General features: G+C 69.3%; 14 protein-coding genes. 11 read left to right on the top strand and 3 right to left on the bottom strand.

Going from position 1 to position 14,801, the window contains the following annotated elements:
* Positions 1 to 24: 24 nt before the first annotated feature.
* Positions 25 to 759 carry an FFLEELY motif protein gene (locus AC3EGR_RS11455; protein WP_488546608.1) on the bottom strand — a complete coding sequence of 245 codons (735 nt, stop codon included), beginning with the start codon at positions 757 to 759 and terminating at the stop codon, positions 25 to 27.
* A 66-nt stretch (positions 760 to 825) separates the two neighbouring features.
* Between AC3EGR_RS11455 and AC3EGR_RS11450 the strand changes: the two genes are divergently transcribed.
* From AC3EGR_RS11450 to AC3EGR_RS11440, 3 genes are read left to right on the top strand one after another with little or no spacing between them, the layout of a single operon-like run.
* Complete coding sequence (locus AC3EGR_RS11450) at positions 826 to 1,788, top strand: esterase/lipase family protein (RefSeq protein WP_488546607.1); 963 nt, start codon at positions 826 to 828, stop codon at positions 1,786 to 1,788.
* 51 nt (positions 1,789 to 1,839) lie between these two features.
* Positions 1,840 to 2,493, top strand: coding sequence for a helix-turn-helix transcriptional regulator (locus AC3EGR_RS11445; protein ID WP_488546606.1), 654 nt, complete (start codon positions 1,840 to 1,842; stop codon positions 2,491 to 2,493).
* A gap of 57 nt (positions 2,494 to 2,550) precedes the next feature.
* Positions 2,551 to 3,210, top strand: coding sequence for a Crp/Fnr family transcriptional regulator (locus tag AC3EGR_RS11440; protein ID WP_488546605.1), 660 nt, complete (start codon positions 2,551 to 2,553; stop codon positions 3,208 to 3,210).
* Between the two features lie 6 nt (positions 3,211 to 3,216).
* Here the strand turns inward: AC3EGR_RS11440 and AC3EGR_RS11435 are convergent, their stop codons facing one another.
* Complete coding sequence (locus AC3EGR_RS11435; protein ID WP_488546604.1) at positions 3,217 to 4,989, bottom strand: adenylate/guanylate cyclase domain-containing protein; 1,773 nt, start codon at positions 4,987 to 4,989, stop codon at positions 3,217 to 3,219.
* Positions 4,990 to 5,121: 132 nt separating this feature from the next.
* Here AC3EGR_RS11435 and AC3EGR_RS11430 point away from each other — a divergent pair, with 132 nt between their 5' ends.
* The 8 genes from AC3EGR_RS11430 to AC3EGR_RS11395 all read left to right on the top strand — a co-directional run bounded on the left by AC3EGR_RS11430 (position 5,122) and on the right by AC3EGR_RS11395 (position 13,676).
* Entirely contained in the window at positions 5,122 to 5,781 is a 660-nt protein-coding gene (locus AC3EGR_RS11430; RefSeq protein ID WP_488546603.1) for a GNAT family N-acetyltransferase, read from the top strand.
* A 79-nt stretch (positions 5,782 to 5,860) separates the two neighbouring features.
* Entirely contained in the window at positions 5,861 to 6,739 is an 879-nt protein-coding gene (locus tag AC3EGR_RS11425; RefSeq protein ID WP_488546602.1) for a CorC family transporter, read from the top strand.
* Positions 6,740 to 6,768: 29 nt separating this feature from the next.
* Positions 6,769 to 8,280, top strand: a complete 1,512-nt coding sequence (lnt, locus tag AC3EGR_RS11420; RefSeq protein ID WP_488546601.1) for an apolipoprotein N-acyltransferase — start codon at positions 6,769 to 6,771, stop codon at positions 8,278 to 8,280.
* Between the two features lie 64 nt (positions 8,281 to 8,344).
* On the top strand, positions 8,345 to 9,250 hold the full coding sequence (gene glyQ / locus AC3EGR_RS11415; protein WP_488546600.1) for a glycine--tRNA ligase subunit alpha: 906 nt from the start codon (positions 8,345 to 8,347) through the stop codon (positions 9,248 to 9,250).
* On the top strand, positions 9,250 to 11,349 hold the full coding sequence (gene glyS, locus AC3EGR_RS11410) for a glycine--tRNA ligase subunit beta (protein ID WP_488546599.1): 2,100 nt from the start codon (positions 9,250 to 9,252) through the stop codon (positions 11,347 to 11,349). Before glyQ ends, glyS begins: the two co-directional genes overlap by 1 nt.
* A 10-nt stretch (positions 11,350 to 11,359) precedes the next feature.
* Positions 11,360 to 11,947 carry a D-glycero-beta-D-manno-heptose 1,7-bisphosphate 7-phosphatase gene (gmhB, locus tag AC3EGR_RS11405; RefSeq protein WP_488546598.1) on the top strand — a complete coding sequence of 196 codons (588 nt, stop codon included), beginning with the start codon at positions 11,360 to 11,362 and terminating at the stop codon, positions 11,945 to 11,947.
* An 18-nt stretch (positions 11,948 to 11,965) separates the two neighbouring features.
* Positions 11,966 to 12,730, top strand: a complete 765-nt coding sequence (locus tag AC3EGR_RS11400; protein ID WP_488546597.1) for a lysophospholipid acyltransferase family protein — start codon at positions 11,966 to 11,968, stop codon at positions 12,728 to 12,730.
* Positions 12,731 to 12,773: 43 nt separating this feature from the next.
* Positions 12,774 to 13,676, top strand: coding sequence for a M48 family metallopeptidase (locus AC3EGR_RS11395; protein WP_488546596.1), 903 nt, complete (start codon positions 12,774 to 12,776; stop codon positions 13,674 to 13,676).
* Between the two features lie 30 nt (positions 13,677 to 13,706).
* On the opposite strand, the gene AC3EGR_RS11390 is transcribed toward AC3EGR_RS11395, so the two are convergent.
* The gene (locus AC3EGR_RS11390; RefSeq protein ID WP_488546595.1) at positions 13,707 to 14,777 is read right to left on the bottom strand and encodes an MBL fold metallo-hydrolase; all 1,071 of its coding nucleotides are present in this window, start codon (positions 14,775 to 14,777) and stop codon (positions 13,707 to 13,709) included.
* Positions 14,778 to 14,801: the final 24 nt, after the last annotated feature.

Here is a 14,801-nt window from a genome sequence, read left to right as displayed (position 1 = left end):
TCTGCGGGGCGGGCAAGCCGCGGGTTAGCGGGCTTGTCCTAGGATGCGGTGCAGCTCGGTCTCGCAAGCGACAGATTCGTCGGCAAACAGCAGCACCAGGAGGCGCTGTTCGCGCTCGCGGATCGTGCCCAGGAAGCGCTCGGCTCCGCCTTGGTGCCGGGCGACCGCCGCGAAGGTGTCGAAGCCGCCCTCGAGAAACGTCTGCAGCGAGCCCAGTCCCGCCGCCGTGGCGGGTCGCCGCATCATCCTGAGCACGGTGCGCAGCCCTGGTAATCGCGTGAGCCGTGTCATCTCGGTGCCCAGTTCGACCACCGCGTCCAGCTGCCGCTCGCGGTCCGCGCGGCGCCCCACGGCCTTCCACGCATGCACGTAGGCTGCGACGTCCTGCGCATCCGCCAAGGGACGCGCCCGAGCCATGGCGTGGTCCAGCGACTCGGTGAGGGCATGCAGCTCCGCGAGCGCGGCGGCAGTCTGCGCCACGTCCTTGGGGAACATCCTCTCCACGGCGCCGGCGATGCGCGCGAACTGGGTGTCGCGTTCTGCGTAATCGCGCTCGCCATACAGCTCCTCCAGGAAGAAGCGTGCTGCGGCGCCGTAGATGCCGGAAGCCAGGAGGTCGGAATAGCTGCCAGCAAACCGCGCAGCCTGGAAGCGCTTCAGGCGCCCGACGGCCTGGGCGATGTCCGGCACCGACCGGCTCTCCTCGCGCAGGCGCTCGACTTCGGCCACGGCGTCCCGGATTCTTTGCGCGGTGCTCATGCCAGCCGCAGTCTAGCGGTCCCACGCCGGGCTGCGCGGCACGCAGCCCGTGGGATACTGCGCCGGATGCCCAGACATTCGCGCGTGGCGCGGCTGCTGGCGGTAGCCTGCGGCGCCCAGATGGTCCTCGTGCTGGCTGCGCTTGCCTGGCGGTGGACGGTCTCGCCAGCGCAAGCCATCGCCGTGGCACTTGCCATCCTTTTCGTGGCGCCGGCCGCGCTGGGCGTCGAGCTTGCGATCCTCTCGCGCGTCGGCACGGCTGCCGCCGTGCCGCAACCAGCGACACGGGAGCTCTGGCGTGCCTGGTGGATGGAGACCACGCATCTTTTCCGCACCTTCTACTGGCGCCAGCCCTGGCGCTGGCGCGCCCAGCCTGATCATCTCCCGGTCGCGACCGCCGGACGTGTCGGCGTGGTCCTGGTGCACGGCTTCATGTGCAACCGCGGTTTCTGGAACGACTGGATCCAGGAACTGCGCACGCGCGGGCACGCTTGCGTCGCCGTCAACCTCGAGCCGCCCTTCGGCCCCATCGACGCGTACACGGCCTCCATCGACGCCGCCGTCGCGCGCATGACCACGCATACCGGCCGAGCGCCCGTCCTCGTCTGCCACAGCATGGGAGGCCTTGCAGCACGTGCGTGGTGGCGAAGTACGGAAGGCCGGCATGCGGTGGCGCACCTGGTGACGATCGGCACGCCGCATCGCGGGACGTGGCTGGCGCGCTTCAGCCGCAAAACCAATGGCCGGCAGATGCGCCTCGGCAGCGAGTGGGTGACGCAGCTCGCACGCGATGAACGCACCCGTCCCCTGCCGCCCGCAACCTGCTGGTACTCGAACTGCGACAACGTGGTGTTTCCGGCCGACACCGCGACCTTGCCCCAGGCGGACAATCGTTTCGTGCCGGGCGCGCCGCATGTCGCCCTCGCGTTCACGCGCGAGGTGCGAACCGGCACCCTCGAACTGATTTCCCGTCTGCAAGTGTCCTGTCAAGGTGAATCGTTCACTGGAACTGCTGCCGAGAATATCTAACGCCACTCACGGTCGCGTTCATAAGCTTTCCATCACACAGGGGGATAGCAAATGGATGCATCGACGGGCGGCGCGCGTGGCGCCAGGTACGCGGCCACGATCCCGGACGGACCGGGGCACGGGCTCTCGCTCGTCATGGACGAACTCGCGCATGGCGTGTTGCTGGCCTCGGCGAAAGGGCACCTGCTGCATGCCAACCAGGCCGCACGGCAAGAGCTCGCCCTGGGCCGCGTCCTCACCGTCGAGGAAGGGCACTTGCACACGACCGACGCAGCGCAATCCAAGGTGCTGGTCCAGGGTCTTGCACGCGCGGAGACGGGCCGGCGCAGCCTCATCGCGCTGCGCACCGCGAGCCGCCAGCGCGTCAGCATCGCCGTCGTGCCCTTGCGGCCCGAGCGCCTGCAAGCCACGTGCTCCGTCGCCCTGCTGTTCTCGCGCGCCTCCGTGTGCGACGCAGTGATGCTCTGCTTTTTCGCCCGCACCCACGGCCTCACTCCGGCGGAGGAGCAGGTGCTCGGCATCCTGTGCCAGGGCTACTCCGCGCCGCAGATCGCCGTGCAGCTCAAGGTCGCCGTGTCCACCATCCGCAGCCACGTACGCAGCATGTGCGCGAAGACGCATTCTCATGGCGTGCGCGCGCTCGTCGGCCAGGTCGCCGTGCTCCCGCCCATCGGGGCAGCCCACCTGCAGGACCCGCTGCACTAGTTCGCCCTCTTGGGCGGGGCGGGGGGCCGTGCTAGAGTTTTTCGCAAGGGGGAGTGCATGAATGTGTCCAGGGCTGCCATGGAGCAGGACAGGTTGCTGGCCTCGCTGGAGCCGTCGCTGGCCCGGCTCGCCGCGCGGGGAATCATCCGCAGCTACCGCAAGAACACCATCGTCCTCAACGAGGGCGAACCGGGGGACTCCCTGTTCGTCCTGTTGCAAGGCCACGTGAAGGTGTACGCCACCGACGAGAACGGCCGCGAGATCACCTACGGCACGATCGAGGAAGGCGACTACTTCGGTGAGATGTCGCTCGATGGCGGCGCGCGCTCGGCTTCGGTGATGACGCTGGAGCCCTCCTTGTGCGCGCTGGTGTCCAGGGCCGCCGTGCAGCAGCACCTGGCCGACGAACCCGGCTTCGCGCTGCAACTGGTGACGCAAGTGATCCGCCGTGCACGCTCCGCGACCGAAACCGCGCGCCAGATGGCCCTGATGGACGTCTACGGGCGCGTGATCCACACGCTCGAGGGGCAACAGGGGCCTGCCAGCACGCAGGCGCCGGTGCAGCTGATGCAGATCACCCACCAGCAGATCGCCAGCCGCGTCGGCGCCTCGCGCGAGATGGTCAGCCGCCTGCTGAAGGACCTCGAGAAGGGCGGCTACGTGGAACTGGGCATCAAGCGCATCACGTTGAAGAAGAAGCTGCCCGCGCGCTGGTAGCCGCGCTCAGCGCGCCGGTGCGCCCGCCTGCAGCAAGGCATCCGCGAAACGCTCTTCCAGCTCCTCGCCCATGGCCGTGGAGCCGACGAAACTCCCGACGGTGAACGCGGGCTGGCGCCGAAGAAGCTGCTGCTGGCTCGCACGCGCTTCCCCGAGGCGTTCGCACTCCACCTGCGCCACGATCAGGGTGCGCCACGCCGGCAGGTAGCGTGGATTGCGCTGCACGCACGCACGCGCCAGACCTGCCGCGGCCTCGGGGTCGTGGTCCGCCAGCGCCGCCAATGCGGCGATCGCGTCATAGAGGGGGCGCAAGGGCTCCAGCGCCAGCAGGCTGCGGGCCGTGAGCGCCGCGGCGCGCGCCGAGCGGGCGGCGCCGCGCAGGGCGAGGAGTTCCGCATGGAACAGCAGCGCCAGCGAGTGTTCCGGCCGCAGGCTCAGGGCCTGCCCGTAGCGCTCCGCTGCCGCTTCCAGGTTGCGCAGGCCGTGTACGCAGGAGTATCCGTCCAGGGCCAGCACCAAGGGCGACTCCGGATCCGATTGCGCCGCCAGGGCCGCGTGGGCGCGCGCCAATGCCGCGTCCTGCTGCGTGATTCCGGCGGAGGCCTGCTGCACGCGCAGGACATGCAGGTGCGCGAGCCAGGCATTGGCCGTGGGGTGCCGGCGCCAGCGATCCAGCAGGTGCTCCAGCAGGCGCCGCGCACGCTCCATGTCCACCGGCGACAGCCTGTGCATCAGTCCGACGGCCCCGAGAACCAGCGTGGATCCTTCCAGCGCCGGCACGGGGCGCGCAGCGGTGAGTTCCATCTCGTGTTCGATCACGGCGGCGTGCACCGCTGCGACAGCCTGCGCGCGCAGGCGGCTGTCCAGCACACCGGACGCTCCCGCGGCGCACTGGAAACTCTCCGCAAAAATCACGTGGCCACTCGTGGCCTCGGCAAGTTCCAGGTACAGCCCCAGCGCCTCCGACTGCGAACGCGCGCGGCCCGTCAGCACGTAGCGCGCACCCACCTCCTGCAGCACCGTGCGCAGCGTGTCGCGATCGGCATCCAGCGCCGCCGTGGACATGCGCGAGACCACCTGCAGCGCGTCGCTGCGGGCGATGCCGGCAACGAGTTCGTCGGCCAGGGTTTCGCCGCTCAAGCCCTCCACGACGTCGCCGCGGGTGCCGAAGGGAAGCACGGCCACGGTCGCCCGCAGTCCGCCCGGTTCGATGGAATGCGCGGGCAGCACCGGGGCCTGCACTGCCTGTGCGACGCGGAATGCACGCACCGGTTGCTTGACGTGCTTCAGGTGGCAATGCCCCAGGTCCACGAGGTGCAGCGGCAGCGAGCGGCCCAACTTGTCGCGCAAGGCCGCGGAGATCACCACCTCCCCGGGGCCGGCCAGGCTGGACAGGCGCGCGACGACGTTCACGTCGGTCCCGTAGATGTCGTACTTGTCCGCGACGAAATCCGCCAGGTGCGCGCCGATGCGCAGATGCACGCGTTCTTCCGCGGACAGCCCGTGGTTGACGTCGCGGAACCAGGCCTGCATGGCCATCGCGGCGCGAATGCAGCCTTCCCCGTCGGGGAATTCCAGCATCAGCCCGTCGCCCAGGCTCTTGTGGAAGCGGCCGCCGTGCACCGGAATGTGTTCCAGTACGAAGTCGACGAACCGGCGCCAGCGGCCGATGAATTCCTGCTCGCCTTGTTCCATCAGCCGCACGGACTCGACGACGTCCGCCACCGCGATCACCTTGGTGGCGCGTGTGAAGGGAGAGGTCGCGTGCGGTGAGGGCATTTCGCTCTGCTCGGCAATGAAGGGAATTTGTAGCACATTGTTATTAACGTGGCGGCATGCTTCGTGGCATGGCGTGAACACGTTGAAAGCCCGGCCTCTGCAATTCCTAGGGGAAACCCTTATATTTGCCGCATGCAAGCACCGCAGCCAGACGTCCGCAACGGGCGCATCGTGCCCATCCGCTCCCTGGGCGCGGCACACCGGCGGCGCATCGTCGACCACCTGCTCGCCCTCGACGCGCAGGACCGCTACCTGCGTTTCGGTTATGCCGCGAACGACGAGCAGATCCAGCGCTACGTCGATCGCCTGGATTTCGAGCGCGACGACATTTTCGGGATCTTCAACCGGCGACTGGAGCTGATCGCGGTCGCGCACCTGGCCTTCCTGCCCGGTGACGCAGGCTCGCCCGCAGGCGCCGAGTTCGGGGTTTCGGTCTCAAAGGAGGCGCGCGGCCGTGGCTATGGCAGCCGACTGTTCGACCGGGCCGTCGTCCATGCGCGCAATGAAGGCGTGGAGCTCATGTTCATCCATGCGCTCTCCGAGAACACGGCCATGCTGCGCATCGCCCGCAACGCCGGTGCGACGCTGGAGCGGGCCGGCAGCGAGACCGATGCGTACCTGCGCCTGCCGCCGGCCACGCTGGACAGTCGCGTGAGCGAGCTGTTCGAAGAGCAGGTCGCGCAGGCCGATTACCGTCTGAAGCGGCAGGCCAAGAACTTCCTCGACTTCCTCGCGCAGCTGCAGGAAATCCGCCGCGGCGCGCTCGACGCGCGCGGCAAGAGCGGCCGCTGAGTTCGTGCCCGCCGGTCGGTTGTGCAGCGTGCACAGCCAATCCGGTATCCTATGGCCACTTCCACTCCGCCTCACGGCTGTGTCAGATCCACACCCTGCGCGCCCCGCGCATGAGAAGCAGGACAAACGCACGTTCCTGCAAAAGGTCGCCGAGTTCATCCATCCTGGTCCGGACTCCAAGGCCGAACTGATCGAGACGCTTGCCGACGCCGAGGAAGCCGACATCATCGGGCCCGAGTCCCGCGTGATGCTCGAGGGCGTCATCAACATGGCCGAGCTCACGGCGGGCGACGTGATGGTCGCCGCGCCGCGCATGGACCTGGTCAACATCGACGCGCCCTACGACGAGATCCTGCACGTCGTGATCGACACGGCGCACTCGCGGTTCCCGGTGGTCGAGGGCGATCGCGAGAACATCATCGGCATCCTGCTCGCCAAGGACCTGCTCAAGCTCCAGCGCTCGCCGGACCTGAACCTGCGCGCCTTGCTGCGCCCGGCCGTGTTCGTGCCCGAGACCAAGGGGCTGAACGACCTGCTGCGGGAATTCCGCGGCAACCGCAACCACCTGGCCATCGTCATCGACGAGTTCGGCCGCGTGGCCGGCCTGATCACCATCGAGGACGTGCTGGAGCAGATCGTCGGCGAGATCGAGGACGAATTCGACATCGTCGAGGACGAGGGCGACATCTTCGGCCTGGCGGACCGCACCTACCGCGTCAGCGGCGACACCTCCATCGATCGCGTCGGCGAGGCCTTCGGCGTGAAGCTCGCGAGTGCGGACGACGAGCGCGAGTTCGACACCATCGGCGGCCTGATCGCGCACCGCATGGGCCACGTGCCCAAGCGCGGTGAGGTCGCCACCGTCGGCGGCCTGAACTTCGTGGTGCTGCATACCAAGGGCGGGGCCGTGCGCTGGTTCAAGGTCTCGCCCGCCGAGGCGGACGGCCAGCCCGCTTGAGTCCGCGCGCGCATCGCTTCGCCCCTGCGATGGGCGCCGGCGCCGCGGGCGTGCTGCAGGCGATGTCGCTCGCCTGGCCAGGCAACGGGCAGCCCCTGTGGTGGCTGCAGATCCTCTCCCTGGCGGTGCTCGCCGGGCTGCTGCAGCGCCAGTCGGGCGCGCGCGGCGCCGGCTTCGTCGCCTGGTGCTTCGGTTGCGCGTGGCTCGTTGCCACCTTCTGGTGGCTGTTCATCTCCATGCACAGGTATGGCGGCCTGGCCGCTCCGCTGGCGGCGGCGGCCGTGCTGCTGCTGGCCGGCTTCCTGTCCCTGTTCTATGCGCTGGCCGCCGCCTGGTGGCGCAGCGCCGCGGCGCAGCGTCCCGCGCGCGATGCGCTGCTGTTCGCGGGCCTCTGGACGGGCGCGGAGCTCGTGCGGGGCACGCTCCTGACCGGTTTCCCCTGGGGCGCCGGCGGTTACGCCCACACCGACGGTCCGCTGGCCGCGCTCGCGCCCTGGGTCGGCGTCTACGGCATTGGCCTGGCCGCAGCGTGGATCGCGTACCTGCTTTCGCTGCTCGTGCGCCAGCCGGTGCTGAACTCCCGGCGTTACTGGCTCGCGGTGCTGGCCAGCGCAGCGCTCCTGGCGGCATGCAACGCGCAAACACGGATGGCGCCCCCCGATCCCGGCGGGCCGCGGCTGCGTGTCGGCTTGCTGCAGGGGAACATCGCGCAGGACGAGAAGTTCGAAGGCGGCACCGGCATTCCCCTGGCCCTGGAATGGTACGGCAAGCGGCTGCGCGACACCGACGCGCAGCTGGTGGTCGCCCCCGAGACCGCCATTCCGCTGCTGCCTGCGCAGCTGCCCGAAGGCTACCTGGAGGCGCTGCGCGACACCTTCGCGCAGGGCGCTCGCGCCGCGCTGGTCGGCATCCCGCTGGGCAACTACGACGACGGCTACACCAATTCCGTCATGGGCTTCGCGCCCGGCGCTGCGCCCTATCGCTACCACAAGCACCACCTGGTGCCCTTTGGCGAGTTCATCCCGCCCTTCTTCAAATGGTTCACGCGGATGATGAACATCCCGCTGGGCGACTTCAACCGGGGCGACGTGGGCCAGGCCTCCTTCGCCTGGGCCGGGCAGAGGCTCGCGCCCAACATCTGCTACGAGGACCTGTTCGGGGAAGAGCTGGGCGCGCGCTTTGCCGATCCGGCCACGGCACCGACGGTGTTCGTGAACCTCAGCAACATTGCCTGGTTCGGCGACACGGTCGCCATCGACCAGCACCTGCAGATCAGCCGCATGCGCGCGCTGGAGTTCGAGCGGCCGATGATCCGGGCCACCAACACCGGCGCCACGGTGATCATCGACCGGCGCGGGCAGGTCACCGCGGCCCTGCCCCGGCTCACCCGCGGCGTGCTGGTCGGGGAGGTGCAAGGCGGCACGGCGCTCACGCCCTTTGCCCGCTGGGTGTCGCGCTTCGGGCTGTGGCCCTTGTGGGCCGTGGTGGCGGTCGCGGCACTGGTGGCCTGGCGCGGGCGCCGCCGCGGCGCACAGCCCTAAAATGGAAGGTTCCGCGGGCCGCCGGCCCGCGCCGCAACGGGACGGCCCCTGCGTCCCGCAGCCTATGCTCACATTCCAGCAATTGATCCTCAAGCTGCAGTCGTACTGGGACGCCCAGGGCTGCGCGCTGCTGCAGCCCTACGACATGGAGGTCGGCGCCGGCACCTCGCACACCGCGACCTTCCTGCGCGCGATTGGCCCGGAGCCCTGGAAGGCTGCCTACGTGCAGCCCAGCCGCCGCCCCAAGGACGGCCGCTACGGCCAGAACCCGAACCGGCTGCAGCACTACTACCAGTACCAGGTGGTGCTCAAGCCCGCGCCCGCCAACATCCTGGAGCTGTACCTCGGTTCTCTGGAAGCGCTCGGCTTCGACCTGAAGAAGAACGACATCCGCTTCGTGGAGGACGATTGGGAAAATCCGACACTGGGCGCATGGGGACTCGGCTGGGAGGTGTGGCTCAACGGCATGGAAGTCACCCAGTTCACCTACTTCCAGCAGGTGGGCGGCATCGACTGCAAGCCGATCACGGGCGAGATCACCTACGGCCTGGAGCGCCTGGCCATGTACCTGCAAGGCGTCGACAACGTCTACGACCTCGTCTGGACCGAGGGCCTGAGCTACGGGGACGTGTACCACCAGAACGAGGTCGAGCAGTCCACGTACAACTTCGAGCACAGCGACGTCGACTTCCTGTTCACGGCCTTCGGCGCGTACGAGAAGCAGGCGAAGCATCTCATGGAGCAGCAACTGGCGCTGCCCGCGTACGAGCAGGTGCTCAAGGCGGCGCACACGTTCAACCTGCTGGACGCGCGCGGCGCGATCAGCGTGACCGAACGCGCGGCCTACATCGGCCGCATCCGCAACCTCGCGCGCAGCGTCGCCCAGAGCTACTTCGAGAGCCGCGAGCGCCTGGGCTTTCCCATGGCGCCACGCGAGTGGGTGGCCGAACTGCAGAAGAAAGCCGCCTGATGGACACTCTCCTGGTCGAACTCTTTGTCGAGGAACTGCCGCCCAAGGCGCTGAAGAAGCTGGGCGAGGCCTTCGCCGGCGTGCTGCTGGAGCAGCTCAAGGCGCAGGGCCTGGCTTCCGCAGAATCGACGCTCACGGCGTATGCCTCGCCGCGCCGCCTGGCGGCGCTGGTCACGGCGGTGGCGCCACGCGCCGCCGACAAGTCGGTCTCGCAAAAGCTGATGCCCGTGAGCGTCGGCCTGGACGCGAGCGGCAACCCGACGCCCGCGTTGCTCAAGAAGCTGCAGGCCGTCGGCGCCGACGCCTCCGCCGTGCCCAGGCTCAAGCGCGCCATGGACGGCAAGGCCGAAGCGCTGTTCCACGACAGCACCGTGCCTGGCGTGACGCTCGCCGAGGGCCTGCAGAAAGCGCTCGACGAAAGCATCGCGAAGCTGCCCATCCCCAAGGTCATGACCTACCAGCTGGGCGACGGCTGGACCGACGTGAAGTTCGTGCGCCCCGCGCATGCGCTGCTCGCGCTGCACGGCAGGAACGTCGTGCCGGTGCGGGCGCTGGGACTGCAGGCGGGTCGCGTGACGCACGGCCACCGCTTCGAGGCGGCACAGGCCCAGGTCAGCATCCCCGATGCCGACAGCTACGCGTCCACGCTGGCGCGCGACGGGGCGCTGATCGCCGGATTCGCCGAGCGCCGGGTGGAGATCGTGCGGCAGTTGCAGGAAGCGGCCGCCAGGGTCGGAGGCGGCGCCCGGCCCATCGAGGACGACGCGCTTCTCGATGAAGTGACGGGGCTGGTCGAGCGGCCGAACGTGCTCACCTGCGAATTCGAGCCCGAATTCCTGGAAGTGCCGCAGGAGTGCCTGATCCTCACGATGAAGGCGAACCAGAAGTACTTCCCGCTGCTGGACGCGCACGGCAAGCTCACGAACAAGTTCCTGCTCGTGAGCAACATCCGGCCGCAGGACGCGAGTGCGGTGATCGGCGGCAACGAGCGCGTGGTCCGCCCGCGCCTGGCCGACGCCAAGTTCTTCTTCGACCAGGACCGCAAGAAGTCGCTCGAGTCGCGCGTGCCGGGCCTGGCGAAGGTCGTGTACCACAACAAGCTGGGCACGCAGGGCGAGCGCATCGAGCGGGTGCGCGCCATCGCCAAGGTGATAGGCGCCGAACTCGGGAGCGACCACCTCGCGCACGAAGCCGACATCGCCGCGCGGCTGGCCAAGGCCGACCTGCTCACTGACATGGTGGGCGAGTTTCCCGAACTGCAAGGCGTCATGGGCGGCTACTACGCGCGCCACGACAAGCTGGGCGAGGACATCGCGTTCGCCATCGAGGACCACTACCGTCCGCGCTTCGCCGGCGACGCCCTGCCGCGCAACCCGCTGGGCCTGGTCGTCGCCCTGGCCGACAAGCTGGAGACCCTGGCGGGCCTGTTCGCCATCGGCCAGCTGCCCACCGGCGACAAGGATCCCTTCGCGCTGCGCCGCCACGCGCTGGGCATCGTGCGCATGCTGATGGAAAAGGACCTGCCGCTGGACCTGCGCGAGCTCGTGACGGTGGCCCTGGGCCTCTTTCCGCAAGCGGGGGCCGAGACGGCGGAACTGCTGCTGGACTTCATCTACGACCGCCTTGCCGGCCAGCTGCGCGAGCAGGGCTACAGCGCGCAGGAGATCGAAGCCGTGCTGGCGCTCAAGCCGCAGCGGCTCGGCGACGTCGCCAAGCGGCTGGCCGCAGTGCGCGCGTTCGCCGCGCTGCCGGAAGCGCCCGCCCTGGCCGCGGCCAACAAGCGCATCGGCAACATCCTGAAGAAAGCGGAGAAGGCCGATCCGCACGTGAACGAGCGCCTGCTCAAGGAAGACGCCGAAAAGGCGCTCTTCGCCGCCACGCAGAAGGTGGCGCCCCAGGCGCGTGCGCAGTTCGAAGCCGGCGACTACATCGGCTCGCTGCAGACGCTCGCCGTGCTGCGCGGACCGGTCGACGCCTTCTTCGACGACGTGATGGTGAATGCGGAAGAAACGGACCTGCGCCTGAACCGGCTGGGCCTGCTCGCGACGCTGCACCAGGCCATGAACCGCGTGGCGGACCTGTCGCGCCTGGCACAGTAGGGGGGCCGCCATGAAGCTCGTGATCCTGGACCGCGACGGCACGATCAACGTCGACAGCGACGAGTTCATCAAGACGCCGGAGGAGTGGCAGCCGCTGCCCGGCGCGCTGGAAGCGATCGCGCGGCTGAACCACGCGGGCTGGCACGTGGCCGTCGCCTCCAACCAGTCGGGCCTCGGCCGCGGGCTGTTCGACGTGGGCTCGCTCAACGCGATCCACGCCAAGATGCACAAGGCGCTGGCCTCGCTCGGCGGCCGCATCGACGCGGTCTTCTACTGCCCGCACACGCCGGACGACAACTGCCAGTGCCGCAAGCCCCTGCCCGGGCTGTTCGAGCAGATCGGCGAGCGCTTCGGCGTGGACCTGCGCAGCACGCATGTCGTGGGCGACACGTCGCGCGACCTGCAGGCGGGTGCCGCCGTCGGATGCCGGCCGCACCTCGTGCTCACGGGCAAGGCGCAGGCCCTGCGCGGCCAGCCGCTGCCCGAAGGCTTTCCGGCCGACACCCGGGTGCACCAGGACCTGGCCGCCTTTGCCGACTGGTTGATCGCCCGCGCGCCGGCGCCCAAGCCGGTCACGGGCGCCGAGCGCCCCGCCTGAACCGAGGAAAACCAATCGATGGCGTTGCTCCGCTCGCTCCTGCACGGCCTCTGGATGCTCTTGACCGTCATTCCTTGGGGCATCTGGATGGTGCTCGCATCCCTGTGGTCCACCGGCGAGTCCATGTACTGGAAGGCGGAGCGCTGGCTGTCCTGGCAGATCGACGGCCTGCGCATCCTGTGCGGCGTGCAGGTGCGGGTCACGGGCATGGAAAACCTGCCCGAGGGCAAGACCAGCCCCGCCATCCTGCTGGTCAAGCACCAGTCGACGCTGGAGACTTTCCTGATCCCGACGCTGATGCCGCACCCGCTGGCCTACGTGTTCAAGAAGGAGCTGATCTACATCCCCTTCTTCGGCTGGGCGATCGGGCGCATGGACATGATCCACATCGACCGCAGCCAGCGCACGCAGGCCTTCAACAAGGTGGTGGAACAGGGCAAGCGCCTGCTCGCGCAGGGCGTGTGGGTGATCATGTTCCCGGAAGGCACGCGCATCCCGCGCGGCCAGGTGGGCACGTACAAGACCGGCGGCACGCGGCTGGCGATCGCCACGGGGGCGCCGGTGATCCCCATCGCGGTGAGTTCCGCCAGGGTCTGGCCGCGCAAGGCCTTCGTCAAGCGTCCCGGGGTGGTGGACGTGTCCATCGGCAAGCCGATCCCGAGCGCGGGCCGCACGCCGGAGAACCTGATGCAGGAAGTGCAGGCCTGGATCGAGGCCGAGATGCGCCGCCTCGATCCCGAGGCCTACGCGCACGAGGCGAAAAAGCAGACCGCGGAAGCCTGAGCGCCTTGGCGGGGCATGGGGTGCGCCCTTAGAATCGCGCCCCATGCAGTCGCCGCTTCAGCTTCTCCTCGACCTGTTCGACGAGCCGAAGAAACCGCCCCCGGTCGCTGCACGGCCCGCCCCCGCCGTTGCCCCCGAGGACCTCGCCTCCGTGCCGGGCGAGCCGATCGAGCCGCTGCTGGCCCCCATCGCCTTTCGCCATCCCGATGCCAACCGCGAGATCCGCCTGGGCGGTGTGGTGGTGGCCTACGAGTTCCGTCGCGGCAAGCGCAAGAACATCGGCTTTTCCGTCAGCCCCGAGGGCCTGGTGGTGAGCGCCCCGCGCTGGGTGCCCGTGTCCGAAGTGGAGCAGGCCACGCGCAGCAAGGGGCGCTGGATCGTCAGCAAGCTGGAAGCCGCGCGCGAGCGCCAGCAGCGCATGGCCGCCGCGCGCATCACGTGGGCGGACGGCGCCGTGTTCCCCTACCTGGGCGAGCAGGTGATCGTGGTGCTCGATCCCCGGCATGACATGGGTGGGGTGCTGAAGACCGACAAGAGTACCTTGCCCGGCGTGGCGCGCCAGACCCTGCACATCGGCCTGCCGCACACCGCGCAGCCCGCGCAGATCCGCGACGCGGTGCAGGCCTGGCTGATGCGCCAGGCCAAGGCGCTGTTCGTCGAGCGCCTGAACCACTACGCGCCGCAGCTGCGGGTGCAGTGGCGCAAGCTGGCGCTTTCCAGCGCGGGCACGCTCTGGGGCACCGCCCACAGCGACGGCTCGATCCGCCTGAACTGGCGGCTGGTGCATTTCCGCCTGCCGGTGATCGACTACGTGGTGGCCCACGAACTGAGCCACCTGCGCGTGATGGACCACAGCCCGCGCTTCTGGGAGACGGTGAAGACCGTGGTGCCGAACTACCCGGAGCTGCGCGGGCAGTTGAAGGACGAGCCGCTGCCGGCGTGGTGAGGGGAGTCGGTCGGCCCGGTGGAGCTCGGCTCACACCGCCGCGAACAGCCACACCCCTTGCGCATCCATCGTCCGCCGCAGCCTGCCTGCGTGCCACAGCGCATGCAGGTGCGCCACCGACTCGCCCATCGCGAAGGTCGTCTGGTGCAGGTCCAGCTTGCGCTTGAACAGGATGGGGAGCACGTCCCAGGCCGACACGGCCCGGTCGCGGCTGGCGGCCATCACCTCGTCGAGGCGCTCGCGGTGGTGCTCGTGCAGCTGGCGGATGCGCGCGTGCAGGCCGCGGAAGGGCTTGCCGTGCGAGGGCAGCACCAGCGTGTCGTCGGGCAGCGGCCGGAACTTGTCGATGGACGTCAGGAACAGCGCCAGCGAATTCGCCTCGGGCTCCATCTCGTACACGCTCACGTTGGTGGAGATGCGCGGCAGCACCATGTCGCCGCTGATCAGGACGTCCACGTCCTGGCAGTGCAGCGCGATGTGCTCGGGCGCGTGGCCGTAGCCGCTGATGCAGCGCCAGCTGCGGCCGCCGATCGCCAGCAGGTCGCCGTCCTGCAGGCGGCGGTAGCGCGGGGGCAGGGCGGGGACGAGGCCGGGGAAGTAATTGGCCCGGCCGCGGATCTGCTCCAGCGAGGCCGGGTCGCTCATGCCGTGCGCCGCGAAGAAGCGGGCCGCACCTTCGCCGCCGAAGGCCAGCGTGCTCTGCGACGCCAGCCGCGCGGCGTTGTAGTCGGTCGCGCTGATCCACAGGCGGCACTCTTGCTCGGGCGTGTTCCAGCGCTCGCAGATCCAGTGCGCCAGGCCGATGTGGTCCGGGTGCATGTGCGTGACCACCACGCGCAGCACGGGCAGGCCGTCCAGCTCGTTGGCGAACACCTGCTCCCACTGGGCCTTGGCCTGGTCGTGCGTGATGCAGCAGTCCACCACCGTCCAGCCCTCGCGCCCGTCCAGCCGGTCGCGCAGCAACCAGAGGTTGATGTGGTCCAGCGCGAAGGGCAGGCCCATGCGGATCCAGCGCACGCCGGGCGCCAGCTCGCTCGTCTTGCCGGGCTCCGGCAAGGTGTCGCCCAGGGGGTACTGCAGTTCGCGTTCCAGGAGGTTCATGGGCTCGCCCGTTGACGTTGACGT

This window comes from Ramlibacter sp. G4-7 (assembly GCF_057784995.1).
This window is presented reverse-complemented; position numbering and strand designations above follow the sequence as displayed.